Raw genomic sequence first — 15,967 nt, forward strand, 5'->3', positions numbered from 1 at the left:
AGGTAAGGTTTATGGGAGATTTTCTTGATAGAAACATACAGCGTGTTATACAAGAGTCAGTGCCAGGAAAGCAGATTACAATAGCACATATCATTGCGTCACCTATGTCTGATATATATGAACGTCTTGGAATCGATGAAAAAGGAGCTATAGGGATTTTAACTCTTTCTCCATATGAAACTGCAATTATAGCTGCAGATATTGCTACAAAGTCTTCTAATGTTGAAATTGGGTTTCTTGATCGTTTTACAGGTTCTGTTGTAATAAATGGCGATGTTCAAAGTGTGGAAACAGCACTTGGAGCAGTAAACGATACGTTAAGAGATATGCTTGGATTTACTCCGGCACCCATTACAAGGACATGAGAAAAAAGCGCATAATGGTAATTGGACCTTCAAGATGTGGTAAAACCACATTAGTTAATGCCCTAAATAATTATGATGGTCCGCTAAAACGAACACCAGATTTAATTTATGGTAAAAACACTATTGATGTTCCAAGTGCTTATTTAGAAAATTCATGGATGTACAAGCATATAATAGCAGCAGCTCAAGATGCATCTCATGTGCTTATATTGGTTGATCAGTCTAATTGCAATGAAATATACTCCCATGGATTTGCAAAGTCTTTTAGATGCCCGGTGATTGGAGTTATTACAAAATGTGACTTGATACCTGAAAATGAAGAAAAATGTTTACGACAGTTGAAGAACATAGGAGTATCAAAGCCATATTTTAATATTAGTTTTCCAATGGCAACAGGAATTGATGCTTTGAAAAAGTATTTATTTGAAAAAGGTGAGGAGTAAAGGTCAATGATGAAATTTATTACCGAAGAGTATTTGAGAGATTTATATCGAAAAGAACCTTTTAATACCTACAAGTTACAACAAGGACAGCGCCTTACACCTGGAGCAGCTCAATATTTGTCTGATAAAAGAATAACAATGAATAATGATGATTCTAAAAAAGATAAAAATGTTTCTCAAGAAAATAAGACTGAAGCAGTAAAACCAGAGAGAAACACTAATTTATATTTGAAGAAACTTTGTTGTAAGTTGAAATCTATGGAGGCAGTATTTCTTGTTACTAGTAGTGAAATATTAAGAGAAGATATCATTTTAGCACAAAATGTTATGAATTTAGGTAGAAAAATATCAAACATCAGAAATGTTGTGGAAGGAAAAGGTGTTCTTGAGTCTATTTGCTGCAAAGAATGCACTGGAATTAATCCATTAAATTTCATGACTGACCTTGATGATTGTTTTGAAATAACAGAATTTCATATGCAGCTTGAAAAAAGCAATGCAATTTTAAAAATGAACGCACTACGTTGTGCTATGCGAGAATTACAATTTGATATAATTGATACCTACAAAAATGATGATGACGGTTTAAAAAGTAGAATTATGGAGAACACTAATTCAATAATTAATTCGCTGTCTCAATTGATTTGTTCAGCAGTAGGAGGAAAAGAATGTCAAAGAAAAAATTAACTTTTGAATATTGTGATAAGATGGTTCAAGATTTTGAAGAGGTTATAGAAAAGCCAATCCTTAACGGATCTTCTGTTTATTATACAGGTGTGGACTTAGGTACTGCTTGTGTAGTATTGGCTGTTTTAGATGAAAACTATAAGCCGGTGGCTGGTGCATATAGGTATGCGGATGTGGTTCGTGATGGTATGGTTGTAGACTATATTGGTGCCATAAGAATTGTTAGAGAACTTAAGCAGGAAATTGAGGAAAAATTGAATACAGAGCTTCTTTATGCAGCCGCTGCAATTCCACCTGGAACGGATGCTTTAGATTCTGGAGCAATTAAAAATGTAGTTCAGTCAGCAGGATTTGAATTAACAAATCTGTTAGATGAACCTACTGCTGCCAATGCTGTACTTAAAATTGAAAATGGTGCAGTTGTTGATATCGGTGGTGGTACAACTGGAATATCAATTTTAAAAGATGGAAAGGTTGTTTATGTTGTTGATGAACCAACAGGAGGTACTCATTTCTCTTTAGTTATTTCTGGTGCTTATGGAATGCCTTTTAAAGAGGCAGATAAGTTTAAAAGAGATAATGAAAACCACAAGGAAATTTTACCTGTGTTAAAGCCAGTAGTTGAAAAGGTGTCATCAATTATTAACCAGCATATCAAGAATCATGATGTGAATGAAATTTCTTTAGTTGGTGGTACTTGTTGTTTGACTGGAATTGAAGAAATTATTCAGAAACAGACTGGAGTTTATACTCACAAACCTAAGAATCCTATGTTTGTTACACCACTTGGAATAGCATTAAGTTGTACACAAGATATTATGGAATAATAAGGAGAGTGTTTAAAAGTGGATTTTAGAATTATAAAATCACCTTCCCAGAGCACTAAAGATATTCTTATAAGACGAATTGGTGGAAATTGTAAAACCAAATTAGACGGTGTTGATGCAATAGGACTTGTTCAAGGCAAACTTATCGATATGATATATGCTACAGATATTGCTGAGAAAAGTGCTGGTGTCACTGTTGAAGATATAAAGGGCACATGTCCCCAACACATGGTTTTAATTGGAATTTTTGGCGACACATCATCAGTTGAATCTGCAATAAATGAGATTAAACTGAAAATGAAAGAAGGAAAAACAATATGATAGTAGCAAGACTTATTGATAATGTATGGGCAACTAGAAAAGCTGAATCACTTAACGGACTTAAGTTTATGCTTGCTGAGGAAATTGGTGGAGTAGATGAAGGACGTAGATTTATTGTTGTTGATAATATCAGTGCAGGTATTGGTGATAGAGTTATCGTTAGTACTGGATCATCTGCTCGTAGAATGTTAGGTGATGATAATATACCTGTAGATGCAGTTGTTGTTGGAATAGTTGATAATGATTGTAACTTTGGTTAAACACAATCTTTCTTAAAAATAATCATAGGATTTTAGGTTTTTTATAGATACCAATATTATTTGAAAGGAAGTGAAAATATGAAAAAATTAATCTGTGCAAAAGATATTGAACAATTAATATTAAAGGGTGAAAAAGTATTTTATATAGATGGTAGTGAAATAATTACACCATCAGCTAAGGATCTTGCAAAGAACAATGAAATACTATTTACTACAGAAGCTCCTGCACCTAAGGTAGAGACTTTAGAAGCTAAAAAGGTTCCAAGCATAGAAGGTATGGATAGTGAAATGATGCTTAATTTCTTCAGAGCAATGATGGACAAGGGTCTTTTACAAGAAATGCTTGAATGCTTAAAACCAAAAAATCTTCTATTTGAAGCTGAAGGTGATCCTAATGGACTTAAAGTTGTTAGAGGAAAAACAGTAAAAATGGATGTATTCGACACTGGAAATCCAAATGCAAAGGCTTATTTTCAAGAGTTAGTAAGTAAGGAAGAATCAAAAATGAGTGCTGGATTTTTAGTTATTGAAAATTCAAAGTTTGATTGGGAATTAACTTATGAAGAGATTGACTATGTTATCGAGGGAACTTTAACAGTTGAAATCAATGGAAAAACATATACAGCTCATGCTGGAGATGTGCTATTTGTTCCATCTGGTTCTAAGGTAGTTTGGGGTTCTCCAGACAAAGCAAGGGTATTCTACACAACATATCCAGCTAACTGGGCAGATCTTTTATAGAAGATTAGGAGGATTGACCTATGCAAGCACTTGGGTTAATAGAAACAAAAGGATTACTTGCATCTATTGAGGCAGCTGATACAATGGTGAAATCTGCAGATGTAAGTATTATTGAAAAAACCTATGTAGGTGGCGGTCTTGTTACAATTGCAGTTACAGGTGATGTAGGTGCAGTAAAAGCAGCTATAGAAGCTGGAGTAGCAGCTGTTAAAAATCTTAATGAAGAAGCTTTAGTATCAGAACATGTAATTCCACGTCCTCATGAGGAGTTGGAAAGCATAATTGGATCTAAATCTTCAGTGGAAACTCAAGAGATTTTAGTATCTGATGAAAAAGTTGAAGAACCTGAAGAAATTCAAGAGACTCAGCAAAGCCAGGATGCAGAAGACTTAGAAGTTGTTGAAGAAATTCAAGAAACTAAAGAAATTGAAGAAATTCAAAATAGTGATGCTTTAGACAATGATTTAGATAAACTTCATAAAGGAAGTTTAGAGAATCTACATAAAGATGATGTAGATAATTTAGTTATTAAAAATGGTATTGAAAAAACCGTTTTAATATTATCTAAGCTAAAGGTAGTTAAGCTTAGAAATCTAGCTCGTGAATATAAAGATTTTGGAATTACAGGTAGAGTGATTTCAAAAGCAGGTAAAAATCAATTACTTGCTAAATTCAAATTGTATTACGAGAAAAATTAGATATTGTAAGGTTTACGAAAGGAAGTAATGACCAATGGAGAACTTTGATAAAGATTTACGTTCAATACAAGAAGCGAGAGATCTTGCTAGACTTGGAAAGGTAGCAGCTAATAAAATTGCTGATTATACTGAAGAGCAAATCGATAAAATTTTACGTAACATGGTTAGAGTTGCAGAAGAAAATGCAGTTTGTTTAGCACAAATGGCAGTTGAAGAAACTGGTTTTGGTAAAGTTGAAGATAAAACTTTTAAAAACCATTTAGCAGCTACTATACTATATGAATCAATTAAAGATATGAAAACTATCGATATAATTAGAGAAGATGAGGTAAACAAGCTAATAGAGATTGCTGAGCCAGTTGGTTTAGTTATGGGTATAGTACCTTCAACAAACCCAACTTCTACTGCTATTTTCAAAGCTATGATTTCAATTAAATCTCGTAATGCTATAGTATTCTCACCACACCCATCTGCTGCAAAATGTACAATTAAAGCAGCTCAATTAATGCACGATGCAGCTGTTGAAGCTGGTGCACCAGAGAATGTTATAACATGTGTAACTTCACCTTCAATTGGAGCTACAAATGAGTTAATGAAAAGCAAAGAAGTTGCTATAATAATAGCTACAGGTGGTCCAGGAATGGTTAAAGCTGCTTACAGTGCAGGAAAACCAGCTCTAGGTGTTGGTGCAGGAAACTCTCCAGCATACATAGAAAAAACTGCCAACATAGAACAAGCTGTTAGAAATATTATGGCAAGTAAAACTTTTGATAATGGTACAATCTGTGCATCAGAACAATCAATAATCTGTGAAGAATGTAATGAAGCTGCAGTTATTCAAGAGTTCAAAAAGCATGGTGGATACTTCATGACTAAAGAAGAAACTGATAAAGTTTGTAAATTATTATTCAAAAATGGACATGCAATGAATGCTAAATTTGTAGGAAGAAGTCCACAAGTTATTGCAAGTGCTGCAGGAATTGAAATTCCTCAAGGAACTAAAGTACTTATAGGAAGACAAAATGGAGTAGGTGAAGGTAATCCATTATCATTTGAAAAACTTACAACAGTTCTTGGATTCTATACAGTAAAAGATTGTTACCAAGCATGTGATTTAAGTATTGAATTACTTCAAAATGGAATTGGTCACACAATGAGTATCCATACTGAAAATAAAGATATAGTTATGAAGTTTGCTAAAAAGCCAGCTTCTCGTATCCTTGTTAACACTGGTGGAACACAAGGTGGAACAGGTGCAAGCACAGGTCTTAATCCTTCATTCACTTTAGGTTGTGGTACATGGGGAGGAAGCTCAGTATCTGAAAATGTTACTCCTGAGCACCTTATAAACATTAAGAGAGTTGCTTATGGCTTAAAAGATTGCGCAACATTAGCATCTAATGACCCAACTTTCAACTGTATAAAAACTGCTGAGAATTGTCACAGCGTACAAAATCAACTTATGAATATGAGTCCAGCTCAAATTGCAGCAGCTGCAGCGGCTTTAAGTAAAGATAACGCTTGCGTTAACAATAATAATACTTGCACTGAATGCAATACTGATAGCACAAAAAATGAAGAGATTTTAGATTTAGTTAATCAAATAGTTGCCGCTATGAAAGGGGCAAACTAATGGATAATTGTGAAGCAGTATTAAAGCTTTTACTAGAAGCTGTGAAAAACGATGGACAAAAAACTGCATCTCAGGGAAATTCATCTGAGATTCCAGTAGGAGTTTCCAATAGACATGTACATCTTTCACAAAAGGATTTAGAGAGTCTTTTTGGTACAGATTACAGTCTTACAAAACTTAAAGACTTATCTCAACCAGGTCAATATGCATGCAAGGAACTTGTAACAATTTGCGGACCAAAAGGTGCAATTGAGAAAGTTAGAATCCTTGGGCCTGTAAGAAGTAAGACTCAAGTTGAAGTATTAAATGGAGATTGCATTAAACTTGGAGCAGCATCAAATGTAAGACTATCTGGAGATTTAAGTAGAACACCTGGAATTACATTAGTAGGACCAAAAGGTTCTGTTCAAATTGAAGAAGGCTTAGTAGTTGCCCAAAGACATATTCACATGACACCTGAAGATGCTAAAAACTTAGGAGTTTGTGATGGAGATACAGTATGTATAAAATTTGACGATTTAAGAGGCGGAATATATAGTAATGTAGCTATTAGAGCTAATGATGCTTCAAAACTTGAATGTCATCTTGATATAGAAGAAGCTAATGCAATGGGCATTAACTCAAAGTCAAAAATAACAATTGTAAAGTAAAAAAGTAACAAAATAAGTGGTTATAATTAAAAATTATAATATAAATAAAAGATATTTAGGAGGATTATAAAATGAAATACGATGCATTAGGAATGATAGAAACAAAAGGTTTAGTAGGATCAATTGAGGCAGCTGACGCTATGGTTAAAGCAGCTAACGTATATTTAATAGGTAAAGAATATGTTGGAGGCGGACTTGTAACTGTTATGGTTAGAGGAGATGTTGGAGCTGTTAAAGCTGCTACAGATGCTGGAGCTGCTGCTGCACAACGTGTTGGAGAATTAGTATCAGTTCACGTAATCCCACGTCCACATTCTGAGGTTGAAGTAATTCTTCCATCTTCTAAAGAAGCTGCAAAATAGGATTTTAATAATATTTTAAAAATAGAAACGTCGCTAAAGATAATTTAGCGGCGTTTTCTTTTTTTCTTTTTTTGATATTATAATATAAAGATAATTTTAGAATAACTAGATAATTATGTATTAAATGTATTATAATTATTTAAATGAGCAGTAGAATTATATATAATTCATATTATCAAGAAGATAATTTAGATATTTTACAATTGTAGATAAGATTAAGTAAATAGATTTTTGATAATTGAATAGTATTATATTTTAATAAGTGATATAGCTTGGTGAATGGAGGAAAAATGGAAAGGAATATAATTGAGAAGATAAAGGAAGATGTAAAAAGAAGATGTGAAAGTCCAAATAATTTTTTTGGTGTTGGAAGTTATGAACATATTGAAAGCGTAGCGAATAATGCAGTTGAATTAGCTACACTATATAAAGCAGATGTTGAGGTATGTGAAATTGCAGGATGGTTGCATGATATAGCTTCAATCACAGATTATAAGTTATACGAGAATCATCATATTCATGGTGCAAATATGGCAGAGAAAATTTTAAAATCATATAATTATCCAACAGATAAAATTGAGTTAGTTAAATTATGTATATTAAATCACCGTGGAAGTGTATTAAAAGAAAAAACAACTAAGGAAGAAATATGTGTTGCTGATGCTGATGCTATTTCTCATTACGATACATTACCATCACTATTTTATTTGGCATTTGTTCAAAGAAAACTGAATATTGATGATGGGTTAGAGTTTGTTAAAAGCAAACTTGAAAGAAGCTATAATAAAATGTCTAAAGAGGGTAAAGAATATTATAAAGATAAAAGAAATATGATTCAAGCTATATTAAGATAATTAGTGTTGAGATGTATTATACATATTTAAATAAGGTAGTAAAAAAATATGGAGGGTACTTAATATGGAAATAGTAGAAATGAAAATTTCAAACTACGAGGATATTTTTAAACTATGGACTTCTACCCCTGGAATGGGTCTAAGAAATTTGGATGATTCTAAAGAAGGTATAGATAAATTTCTAAGGAGAAACCCTGCTACTAATTTTATAGCTGAAGAGGATGGTAAAATAGTAGGAAGTATATTATGTGGACATGATGGTAGACGAGGATATATTTATCATACTGCTGTAGATATGAGATACAGAGGAAAAGGTATTGGGAAAAAGATAGTCAATTCAGTTATTAATGCCTTAAAACGTGAAGGAATAAATAAAGCTGCACTAGTTGTATTTACTAATAATGAAGTTGGGAATGGGTTTTGGAGATCTATGGGATGGGAGAAAAGAGAGGATTTAAATTACTATAATTCAAGCATTAATAAAGAAAATTAATTTAGTTGGGGGATTAATATGGAGAAGAAGATAAAATTGATTATAACTGATTTAGATCGAACCTTTTTAAGGACGGATAAAAGCATTTCTACCTATAGTTTAGATGTTATAAGAAGATGTAAGGAGCAAGGAATATTTATTGCTATAGCTACAGCCCGTTCAGAGCAAGCCGCTGCAAATTATATTAAATTAATTAATCCTGATATTGTAATTTCTAATGGGGGAGCATTGGCAAAGTGCAAAGATGAGGTTATTTATAAATGTATGCTATCAGCACAGGTATCTGATTCCCTAATTAAAGATTGTGTGATGAGTTCAAATATTGGTGAAATAACTGTTGAAACTGAAGGTGGATATTATTCCAATAGTGAAGAGATAAATAAATTCGGTGAAGATTATACTCATGCTAAATATAATGATTATTCCAAGTCACTAAAATGTATGACCTATAAAATAACTGTGGAGGTTTTCGAAAGTAAAGCTGCAGAGGAGCTAGCTTCTAAATATCCACAATGTAGTTTTCTAACTTATGTTGGAGAAAACTGGTGTAGATTTGCTCATAGAGATGCGACAAAAATTAATGCTATTAATGAAATAGTTAAATATTTAAATATAAGCCTAGAAGAGGTAGCTGCATTTGGTGATGATATTAATGACTTAGGAATGATAAAACATTGTGGACAAGGCATAGCAGTATCAAATGCAATTAAAGAAATTTTAGAATGTGCATCACATATTACAGGAAGTAATGATGAGGATGGTGTAGCAACTTTTATTAGTGAAAATTTCTTATAATAAATTCATTAAGGGGGTGCTTTAACATGAAAAAGAAACTAAAACTTATATCAACATGTTTAATATCCATTCTTTGTTTAACAGCTTGTTCAAAGGTAAATGAAAATCCAGAAGTAAAGGCTTTGAAAAAAAGTGTAATACCAATAAGTACAGTAGAAGCTGGTAATGGCTTTAAAGATTTAATGCCACTTAAGGATATATTGAAGGATAAGAAGATAATTGCTATGGGGGAGGCAACTCATGGTACTAGTGAATTCTTTAAAATGAAACATAGATTCTTTGAGTTTTTAGTAGAAGAAATGGGATACAGAGTCTTTGTTATGGAATGTGATGGGGGTGGCGGACAAGTCATAAATGATTATATTTTAAATGGTAAAGGTAGTTTAGAAGAGGCTTTAGAAGCTACTGTATTTTACGTATGGAGAACAGAAGAAGTAAAAGACATGATAGAGTGGATGAAGAAATATAATGATGATCCATCTCATAAAGAAAAGATTAGATTTTATGGATTTGATATTCAGAATATAATCGATACACTTCCTAAACTTAGTTATTATTTAGGGAGACTAGACAAAGAGCTACAGACTAAGGTAGAAGAAGATACTCTTAACACAATATATAGAAATGATATTAAAGCACTTACCAATGAACAACTTGATAGTATTCTATTAAATATAAATGAAGTTAAGAAAGATATGGAAAATTCAAAAGAAAAGTACTTAAATAACAACTTACAGGATGAGTATGAGTTAGCTATATGGAATCTGAACCTCATATCCCAATGTGCAGAATATAATATAGAAGTTAATAAAAATGATAATAAAATGGTACAATCGCCTATAGCAAACAATTTGAGAGATAAATATATGGCGGCCAATGTTAAATGGATACAGGAGTATGAAAGCAAATTAGGAAATGATAAGGTTATGCTATGGGCACATAATTTACATGTATCATCTATGGACGGCAATTTTAAATATATGGGTAAAAATTTAAAGGAAATGTATGGAGATAAGTATTATTCTATAGGATTTGAATTCTCTAGGGGAAGTTTTAATGCATCTAATGATATGTCTACTGGGACTATGACAAGATTTGATATAGATAATAATGGTCCTGAATATTTAGCATCAAAATTTGATAAAACTCAGATACCTATATCATTTTTAGATTTCAATTCAGCATCTGAGAATAAAGAGGTATCAAAAATATTATCAAAGAATCAAACTTTTAGTCTTATCACTGCATTTTATGATGAGAGTATTCCAAAAAGCTTTCAATATATACCTAAAAATTTGTTTGATGGATTAATATATATAAAAGAAACTACAGAGTCTAAGCTCGTATACTAAAATAATAGCTTAATGGGGGATAATGAATATGAAAAAGAAACTAAAACTTATATCAACGTGTTTAATATCCATTCTTTGTTTAACAGCTTGTTCAAAGGTAAATGAAAATCCAGAAGTAAAGGCTTTGAAAAAAAGTGTAATACCAATAAGTACAGTAGAAGCTGGTAATGGCTTTGAGGATTTAATGCCAATTAAGGAGATATTAAAGGATAGAAAGATAGTTGCTATGGGGGAAGCAACTCACGGGACTAGCGAATTTTTTAAGATGAAGCATAGATTCTTTGAATTTTTAGTAGAAGAGATGGGCTATAGAGTCTTTGTTATGGAATGTAATGGTGGAGCTGGACAAGTAATAAATGATTATATTTTAAAGGGAGAAGGTAATGTAGAGGATTCTTTACCTGAATTATATAGAACGGAAGAAATAAAAAACATGATAAAGTGGATGAAGGAATATAATAATGATCCATCTCATAAAGAAAAGATTAAATTCTATGGGATGGATATTGTTGATATATTAGATACACTTCCTAAACTTAGTTATTATTTAGGGGAACTAGACAAAGAGCTACAGACTAAGGTGGAAGAAGATACTCTAAACACAATATATAGAAATGATATTAAAGCTCTTACAGCTGAACAACTTGATAGTATTCTATTAAATATAAATGAAGTTAAGAAAGATATGGAAAATTCAAAAGAAAAGTACTTTAATAACAACTTACAGAATGAGTATGAGTTAGCTATATGGAATCTAAATCTTCTATCCCAATGTGTAGAATATCGCATAGAAGCTAATAAAAGTGTACATCCATTTGTCCTATCAGTTGCAGCAAGTAATTTACGAGATAAATATATGGCGACCAATGTTAAATGGATACAAGAGCATGAAGGTAAATTAGGAAATGATAAAGTTATGCTATGGGCACACAATATACATGTTTCATCTATGGATGATATTTATAAATATATGGGTAAAAGTTTAAAGGAAATGTATGGAGATGAATATTATTCTATAGGCTTTGAATTTTCTAGAGGAAGTTTTAATGTATATGATGGTATGTCTACTAATAGTTTTACAAAATCAGATATAGATATTAGTGCTTCTGAATATTTAGCGTACAAATTTGATAAAACCCAGGTACCTATATCATTTTTAGATTTTAATTCAGCATCTGACAATAAGGAGTTATCAGAAATACTATCAAAGAATCAAATTTTTAATTTTAGTAATGCATTTTATGATGAGAGTATTCCAAAAAGCTTTCAATATATACCTAAAAATTTGTTTGATGGGTTAATATATATAAAAGAGACTACACCTTCCAAAATACAATAAGGCATTAAAGTTTGTCAAAATTATTAAAATGAAAAAAGAGTAACACAGTTAAGAGGATAATTTAGATGAAGAATAAAGATTTTATAAATATAGACTACCTTAAACATGGTAATATAAAACAACAAAATTCATATAAAGTACTTAAGGAGCTAGATATATTTAATGTTTTAAGAAAGTTTAATCCAATATTAGTAGGAACTATACCTATTAATATTGATATAGAAAACAGTGATTTAGATATAGTATGTGAAGTTTATGATTTTAAGGAATTTCAGAAGATAGTAGAAGATAGGTATTCTATGTTCAGTAAATTTCATATAAGTAATAATAGTACAGATAATGAGACAATATTAACTGTAAACTTTTATGTGGAGGATATTGAAATAGAAATATATGCTCAGTCATTGGATAGTTGTAAACAGAATGGTTATAGGCATATGGTAGTGGAAGATAGAATACTTAGATTAGGTGGAGAAAGAACTAGAGAAGAGGTTGTTATCCTTAAGAAAAATGGATTGAAAACAGAACCGGCTTTTGCAAAACACTTAGGTCTAGATGGAAATCCATATGATGAGCTATTGAAATTAGAAGAATATAGTGATAAAAAGATTAAAGATATGTTAGATAATATTAGAAATAATTAGTTAAATTTAGATATTTAACAATAAACATTAAAAGAACTACTAAAACTTCTAATTTGGAGGAAAAACAATGGTTAGGGCTATAATTAATGGTTTGACATGAAAATTAGAAGGGTATAATATAATAGTAACAATTGAATATTATGGAAGATGGGTTCGATTATATTTTCCTATAACTGATTAAAAGAGAAGCTGGGTGAAAATCCCACACGGTCCCGCCGCTGTAAGAGAGGAGTTTTCTTCTAATATGCCACTGTTTTTATGGGAAGGCAGAAGAAAATAATGATACTTGAGTCAGAACACCTGCCTATTTTTTACGCTATAATTCTACGAGAGATGGAAGGGTGTGATTTAATCTATGATAGATAAGATTTAAGACCTTTTAGTTTTAGTAGCTAAGAGGTTTTTTAATTTGCCATTAATAAAGCAATAAATTTAAATTATTAGTAAGGAGTGAGTGTATATGAAAAGAGCACAATTTGATAAGGGAAGTTTATTATTAGTTATATCAGAAATACCAAAGGTTTTAAAAAACTTAGATAATATTATAGATAGGAATAATGAAAAACCAGATACTTCAGAAGGAAATTTTAAGGCGGAATTTACTAACTTTATAGAGCTTTTAGGAAAATATATGAGTAAATGCTTAGTGACTATAAGCGAGCCTTATAATGAAAATTTATATAGTGTAAGTATAGACAACTCAGTAGATGCTGGATTTTTACCACAAATATCATCTGAGTTTTATAACTATTTAAAAGGCTTTAGAAACTGTGAAGAAACTATAAAAAATGTATCCTATAATGAACTATATAAATTCTACGTGGATAACCATGATAACATAAATAAATTATATGACCATATGATAGAGTTTACTAACAAATTATAAAAAAATAAACCGTACCCTAAAAGGTACGGTTTATTTTTTTAATTAAATCTTTATTTTAGTTAAAAAGTGAACTGAAGAAATCGCTAATCCAGCTAAATAGTTTATCAAAGAACCCTGAATCCTTAAGTTCTTTTCCTAGAGCTTCCATTTCATCTTTAAATTTAGATGCACTTTTGTCTAAGGTATCCTTAAGTTTAGAATAATCTAAGTCTAGGTCATTTATATTAGACATTAATGCAACCATATTGTTTTGAATGGTAGCACTTATATCTACATCATATTTTTTTTCAACTTTTTCAATAATTTCTTTAATTTCCTCTTCGCTAGAAGGCTTGTCTTTTATAACAGCTGTTTTAACTTCGTTGATAATTGCAGAAGCTTCTGTATCCCCTATCTCTTCAGCTAAGTCTAGGGATACGTCTATTTCCTCTTGAGCTGCTTTTTTATTAGAGGTAGATAACTCACCACCCATTATATTCTCAGCACCAGCAAGGATTCCAGCAAGAGCTGATTCTCCAGTTACTTCAAAAGGAGCTGAGGCTGTAACCTCTGCATTCAATATTCCAGAAGTAATTAATGCATTTGCAAGCATATCATTAGTTACTAGTGTTAAGTTAGAAGAGTTTACTGTTACGCCATTTTCCTTTTGTAATAGCTTAACATAGGCACTAGAATACCATCCACCTGTAAAATTGGCTAATTCTTTTTCATCAAGACCAAATTGTTTTAGTGCCATTTTACTGTCTACATATATAGCTTCAATATTGTCTGGAGCTTTAAAGTACTTTCTTAATTGAGCTTCTTGACTATCACTTAAATCAGAACCAAAGCTTAGAATTTCACCACTTGGATATTCACCATGAATATCTGCAAAAGCAGTTGTAGGTATAGATATACATGTTAAAATACCTATAGTCATAGCTAATTTTTTAAAAAATTTCTTTGACATCTTAAATTCTCCTTATACTTAAAATGTAAGTAATACTATCTATATAATAAAATCTAGATAGTTACTTTATATATCTTATTATATATATTATATTTTATATTTATAGGATATAGAATAAATATTAATAAATTTGTAAGAAACGAAAAGCGTAAATTAACTGTAACATCTATGGAAATAAAACAATTTTAGTATTAGAATGGAATTATAGTTAAATTTTAAAATAAAGGTGGGATTTGGATGTATAAAAATCAAATAGAAGAATATTTTCACAATCATAAGGATGAAATGTTAAATGACATATGTGATTTAATAAGAATAAGAAGTGATAGATCAGAGGCTAAAGAAGATATGCCTTTTGGAGAGGGCCCAGCAAAGGCTCTTAAGGCTGCTTTAGAGCTAGCAGAAGGTATGGGATTTAATACTACAAATTATGATAACTATGTAGGAGCTATTGATTTTAATGATAAAGAAAAGCAATTAGATATTTTAGCCCATCTAGATGTAGTACCGGTTAGTGATGATTGGACAGTTACAAAACCTTTTGAGCCAATAATGAAAGATGGTAAATTATATGGAAGAGGTTCAGCTGATGACAAGGGACCAGCATTAGCAGCTTTATATGCTTTAAAGGCTGTTAAAGATTTAAATATACCTTTAAGTAAAAATGTTCGTCTTATATTAGGAACAGATGAGGAATGTGGAAGTTCTGATATAGCATATTACTATAAAAAAGAGAAAGAAGCACCTATGACCTTTTCACCTGATGCAGACTTTCCTGTTATAAATATTGAAAAGGGAGGACTACATAGTCCCTTTGAAAGTAAGTTTGAAGAAGATAACAATTTACCAAGAGTAGTTTCTATGACAAGTGGAGTTAAGGTTAATGTAGTTCCAGACACTGCAATTGCAGTTGTGGAAGGCTTCTCAGAGGAAGAAATAAATAAATATTGTATAGATGCAGCAAAAAGCACAAATTTAAAATTCACCTTTGATAAAGACGGTGAAAGCTGGGTTATTAAGGCCAAGGGAGCAGGAGCACATGCGTCTACTCCTGAAAATGGAAATAATGCTCTTACAGGAATGTTACAGTTACTTACATCTATGCCATGCGCTAATAGTGAAGGATTTAAGAAGCTATGTGCTGTTAGTAAGTTATTTCCACATGGAGATTTCAAGGGGGAAGCTTGTGGTGTTAAGATGAGTGATGATTTATCTGGTGAATTAACTATAACTTTAAATATATTTAAATATACTACTTCAGAGTTAAGTGGAATCTTTGATTGTAGAGCGCCACTTTGTGCAACTAATGAAAATGTGCGTGATGTTTTAAGAGACAATATGGCAAAGGATAATATAATCTTATCTAGGGATGATATGTTCCCAGCTCATCATGTTGATGAAAACTCCGAGTTTATACAAACTCTTTTGAAATGTTATGAAGAATATAGTGGACAAAAGGGAGAATGTATAGCCATAGGAGGAGGTACCTATGTTCACCATATTAATAATGGAGTAGCTTTTGGATGTACAATGCCAGGTACTGATAATAATTTACATGGGGATGATGAGTTTGCAGTAGTAGATGAACTTCTACTTAGTGCTAAAATATTTACTCAAGTAATTATTGATCTATGTAAATAATATTTTAATTTAATAAGCCTAGTTAGG

The 15,967-nt window shown here is 31.4% G+C and carries 20 protein-coding genes and 1 riboswitch; of the genes, 19 read left to right on the plus strand and 1 reads right to left on the minus strand.

The window, feature by feature from the left end; all coding sequences use genetic code 11:
- The first annotated feature begins 11 nt into the window (after positions 1-11).
- The 18 genes from B2P65_RS06980 to B2P65_RS07065 all read left to right on the plus strand — a co-directional run bounded on the left by B2P65_RS06980 (position 12) and on the right by B2P65_RS07065 (position 13,350).
- Entirely contained in the window at positions 12-365 is a 354-nt protein-coding gene (locus B2P65_RS06980; RefSeq protein ID WP_035134859.1) for a BMC domain-containing protein, read from the plus strand.
- The gene (locus B2P65_RS06985) at positions 362-808 is read left to right on the plus strand and encodes a EutP/PduV family microcompartment system protein (RefSeq protein WP_346848808.1); all 447 of its coding nucleotides are present in this window, start codon (positions 362-364) and stop codon (positions 806-808) included. Before B2P65_RS06980 ends, B2P65_RS06985 begins: the two co-directional genes overlap by 4 nt.
- A gap of 6 nt (positions 809-814) precedes the next feature.
- Entirely contained in the window at positions 815-1,495 is a 681-nt protein-coding gene (locus B2P65_RS06990; protein ID WP_346879861.1) for a cobalamin adenosyltransferase, read from the plus strand.
- Positions 1,477-2,322 carry an ethanolamine utilization protein EutJ gene (eutJ, locus tag B2P65_RS06995; RefSeq protein ID WP_346848810.1) on the plus strand — a complete coding sequence of 282 codons (846 nt, stop codon included), beginning with the start codon at positions 1,477-1,479 and terminating at the stop codon, positions 2,320-2,322. Before B2P65_RS06990 ends, eutJ begins: the two co-directional genes overlap by 19 nt.
- Before the next feature lie 18 nt (positions 2,323-2,340).
- On the plus strand, positions 2,341-2,643 hold the full coding sequence (locus tag B2P65_RS07000; RefSeq protein WP_035134867.1) for a BMC domain-containing protein: 303 nt from the start codon (positions 2,341-2,343) through the stop codon (positions 2,641-2,643).
- Positions 2,640-2,903: a EutN/CcmL family microcompartment protein gene (locus tag B2P65_RS07005; RefSeq protein ID WP_035134869.1), complete on the plus strand. Its 264-nt coding sequence runs from the start codon at positions 2,640-2,642 to the stop codon at positions 2,901-2,903. The genes B2P65_RS07000 and B2P65_RS07005 overlap by 4 nt, the downstream gene beginning before the upstream one ends.
- 78 nt (positions 2,904-2,981) lie before the next feature.
- Complete coding sequence (locus B2P65_RS07010; protein ID WP_346879862.1) at positions 2,982-3,644, plus strand: cupin domain-containing protein; 663 nt, start codon at positions 2,982-2,984, stop codon at positions 3,642-3,644.
- Positions 3,645-3,664: 20 nt separating this feature from the next.
- Positions 3,665-4,342 (plus strand): BMC domain-containing protein, encoded by a 678-nt coding sequence (locus tag B2P65_RS07015; RefSeq protein ID WP_346879863.1) that lies wholly within the window; start codon positions 3,665-3,667, stop codon positions 4,340-4,342.
- A 34-nt stretch (positions 4,343-4,376) separates the two neighbouring features.
- Positions 4,377-5,975: an acetaldehyde dehydrogenase (acetylating) gene (locus tag B2P65_RS07020; RefSeq protein ID WP_346876347.1), complete on the plus strand. Its 1,599-nt coding sequence runs from the start codon at positions 4,377-4,379 to the stop codon at positions 5,973-5,975.
- The gene (locus B2P65_RS07025; RefSeq protein ID WP_346876348.1) at positions 5,975-6,625 is read left to right on the plus strand and encodes a phosphate propanoyltransferase; all 651 of its coding nucleotides are present in this window, start codon (positions 5,975-5,977) and stop codon (positions 6,623-6,625) included. Before B2P65_RS07020 ends, B2P65_RS07025 begins: the two co-directional genes overlap by 1 nt.
- A gap of 71 nt (positions 6,626-6,696) precedes the next feature.
- Entirely contained in the window at positions 6,697-6,987 is a 291-nt protein-coding gene (gene eutM / locus B2P65_RS07030) for an ethanolamine utilization microcompartment protein EutM (protein WP_035134878.1), read from the plus strand.
- A 290-nt stretch (positions 6,988-7,277) separates the two neighbouring features.
- On the plus strand, positions 7,278-7,841 hold the full coding sequence (locus tag B2P65_RS07035) for an HD domain-containing protein (protein WP_346879864.1): 564 nt from the start codon (positions 7,278-7,280) through the stop codon (positions 7,839-7,841).
- Between the two features lie 64 nt (positions 7,842-7,905).
- On the plus strand, positions 7,906-8,334 hold the full coding sequence (locus B2P65_RS07040; RefSeq protein ID WP_346879865.1) for a GNAT family N-acetyltransferase: 429 nt from the start codon (positions 7,906-7,908) through the stop codon (positions 8,332-8,334).
- A gap of 18 nt (positions 8,335-8,352) precedes the next feature.
- Complete coding sequence (locus tag B2P65_RS07045) at positions 8,353-9,129, plus strand: HAD family hydrolase (protein WP_346879866.1); 777 nt, start codon at positions 8,353-8,355, stop codon at positions 9,127-9,129.
- 26 nt (positions 9,130-9,155) lie between these two features.
- The gene (locus tag B2P65_RS07050) at positions 9,156-10,481 is read left to right on the plus strand and encodes an erythromycin esterase family protein (RefSeq protein ID WP_346879867.1); all 1,326 of its coding nucleotides are present in this window, start codon (positions 9,156-9,158) and stop codon (positions 10,479-10,481) included.
- A 28-nt stretch (positions 10,482-10,509) separates the two neighbouring features.
- Positions 10,510-11,820, plus strand: coding sequence for an erythromycin esterase family protein (locus B2P65_RS07055; protein WP_346879868.1), 1,311 nt, complete (start codon positions 10,510-10,512; stop codon positions 11,818-11,820).
- 65 nt (positions 11,821-11,885) lie between these two features.
- Entirely contained in the window at positions 11,886-12,464 is a 579-nt protein-coding gene (locus tag B2P65_RS07060; protein ID WP_346879869.1) for a DUF4269 domain-containing protein, read from the plus strand.
- Between the two features lie 132 nt (positions 12,465-12,596).
- A riboswitch (cobalamin riboswitch) is annotated at positions 12,597-12,786 on the plus strand.
- Between the two features lie 138 nt (positions 12,787-12,924).
- Complete coding sequence (locus B2P65_RS07065) at positions 12,925-13,350, plus strand: hypothetical protein (RefSeq protein ID WP_346879870.1); 426 nt, start codon at positions 12,925-12,927, stop codon at positions 13,348-13,350.
- Between the two features lie 55 nt (positions 13,351-13,405).
- On the opposite strand, the gene B2P65_RS07070 is transcribed toward B2P65_RS07065, so the two are convergent.
- Positions 13,406-14,299, minus strand: a complete 894-nt coding sequence (locus B2P65_RS07070) for a DUF1002 domain-containing protein (protein ID WP_346848821.1) — start codon at positions 14,297-14,299, stop codon at positions 13,406-13,408.
- Between the two features lie 237 nt (positions 14,300-14,536).
- Here B2P65_RS07070 and pepV point away from each other — a divergent pair, with 237 nt between their 5' ends.
- The gene (pepV, locus tag B2P65_RS07075) at positions 14,537-15,940 is read left to right on the plus strand and encodes a dipeptidase PepV (protein WP_346879871.1); all 1,404 of its coding nucleotides are present in this window, start codon (positions 14,537-14,539) and stop codon (positions 15,938-15,940) included.
- Positions 15,941-15,967: the final 27 nt, after the last annotated feature.

The sequence above is a fragment of the Clostridium sp. UBA3061 genome (genome assembly GCF_002367465.1).
In the GTDB taxonomy this organism is placed as follows: Bacteria; Bacillota; Clostridia; order Clostridiales; family Clostridiaceae; genus Clostridium_J; species Clostridium_J sulfidigenes.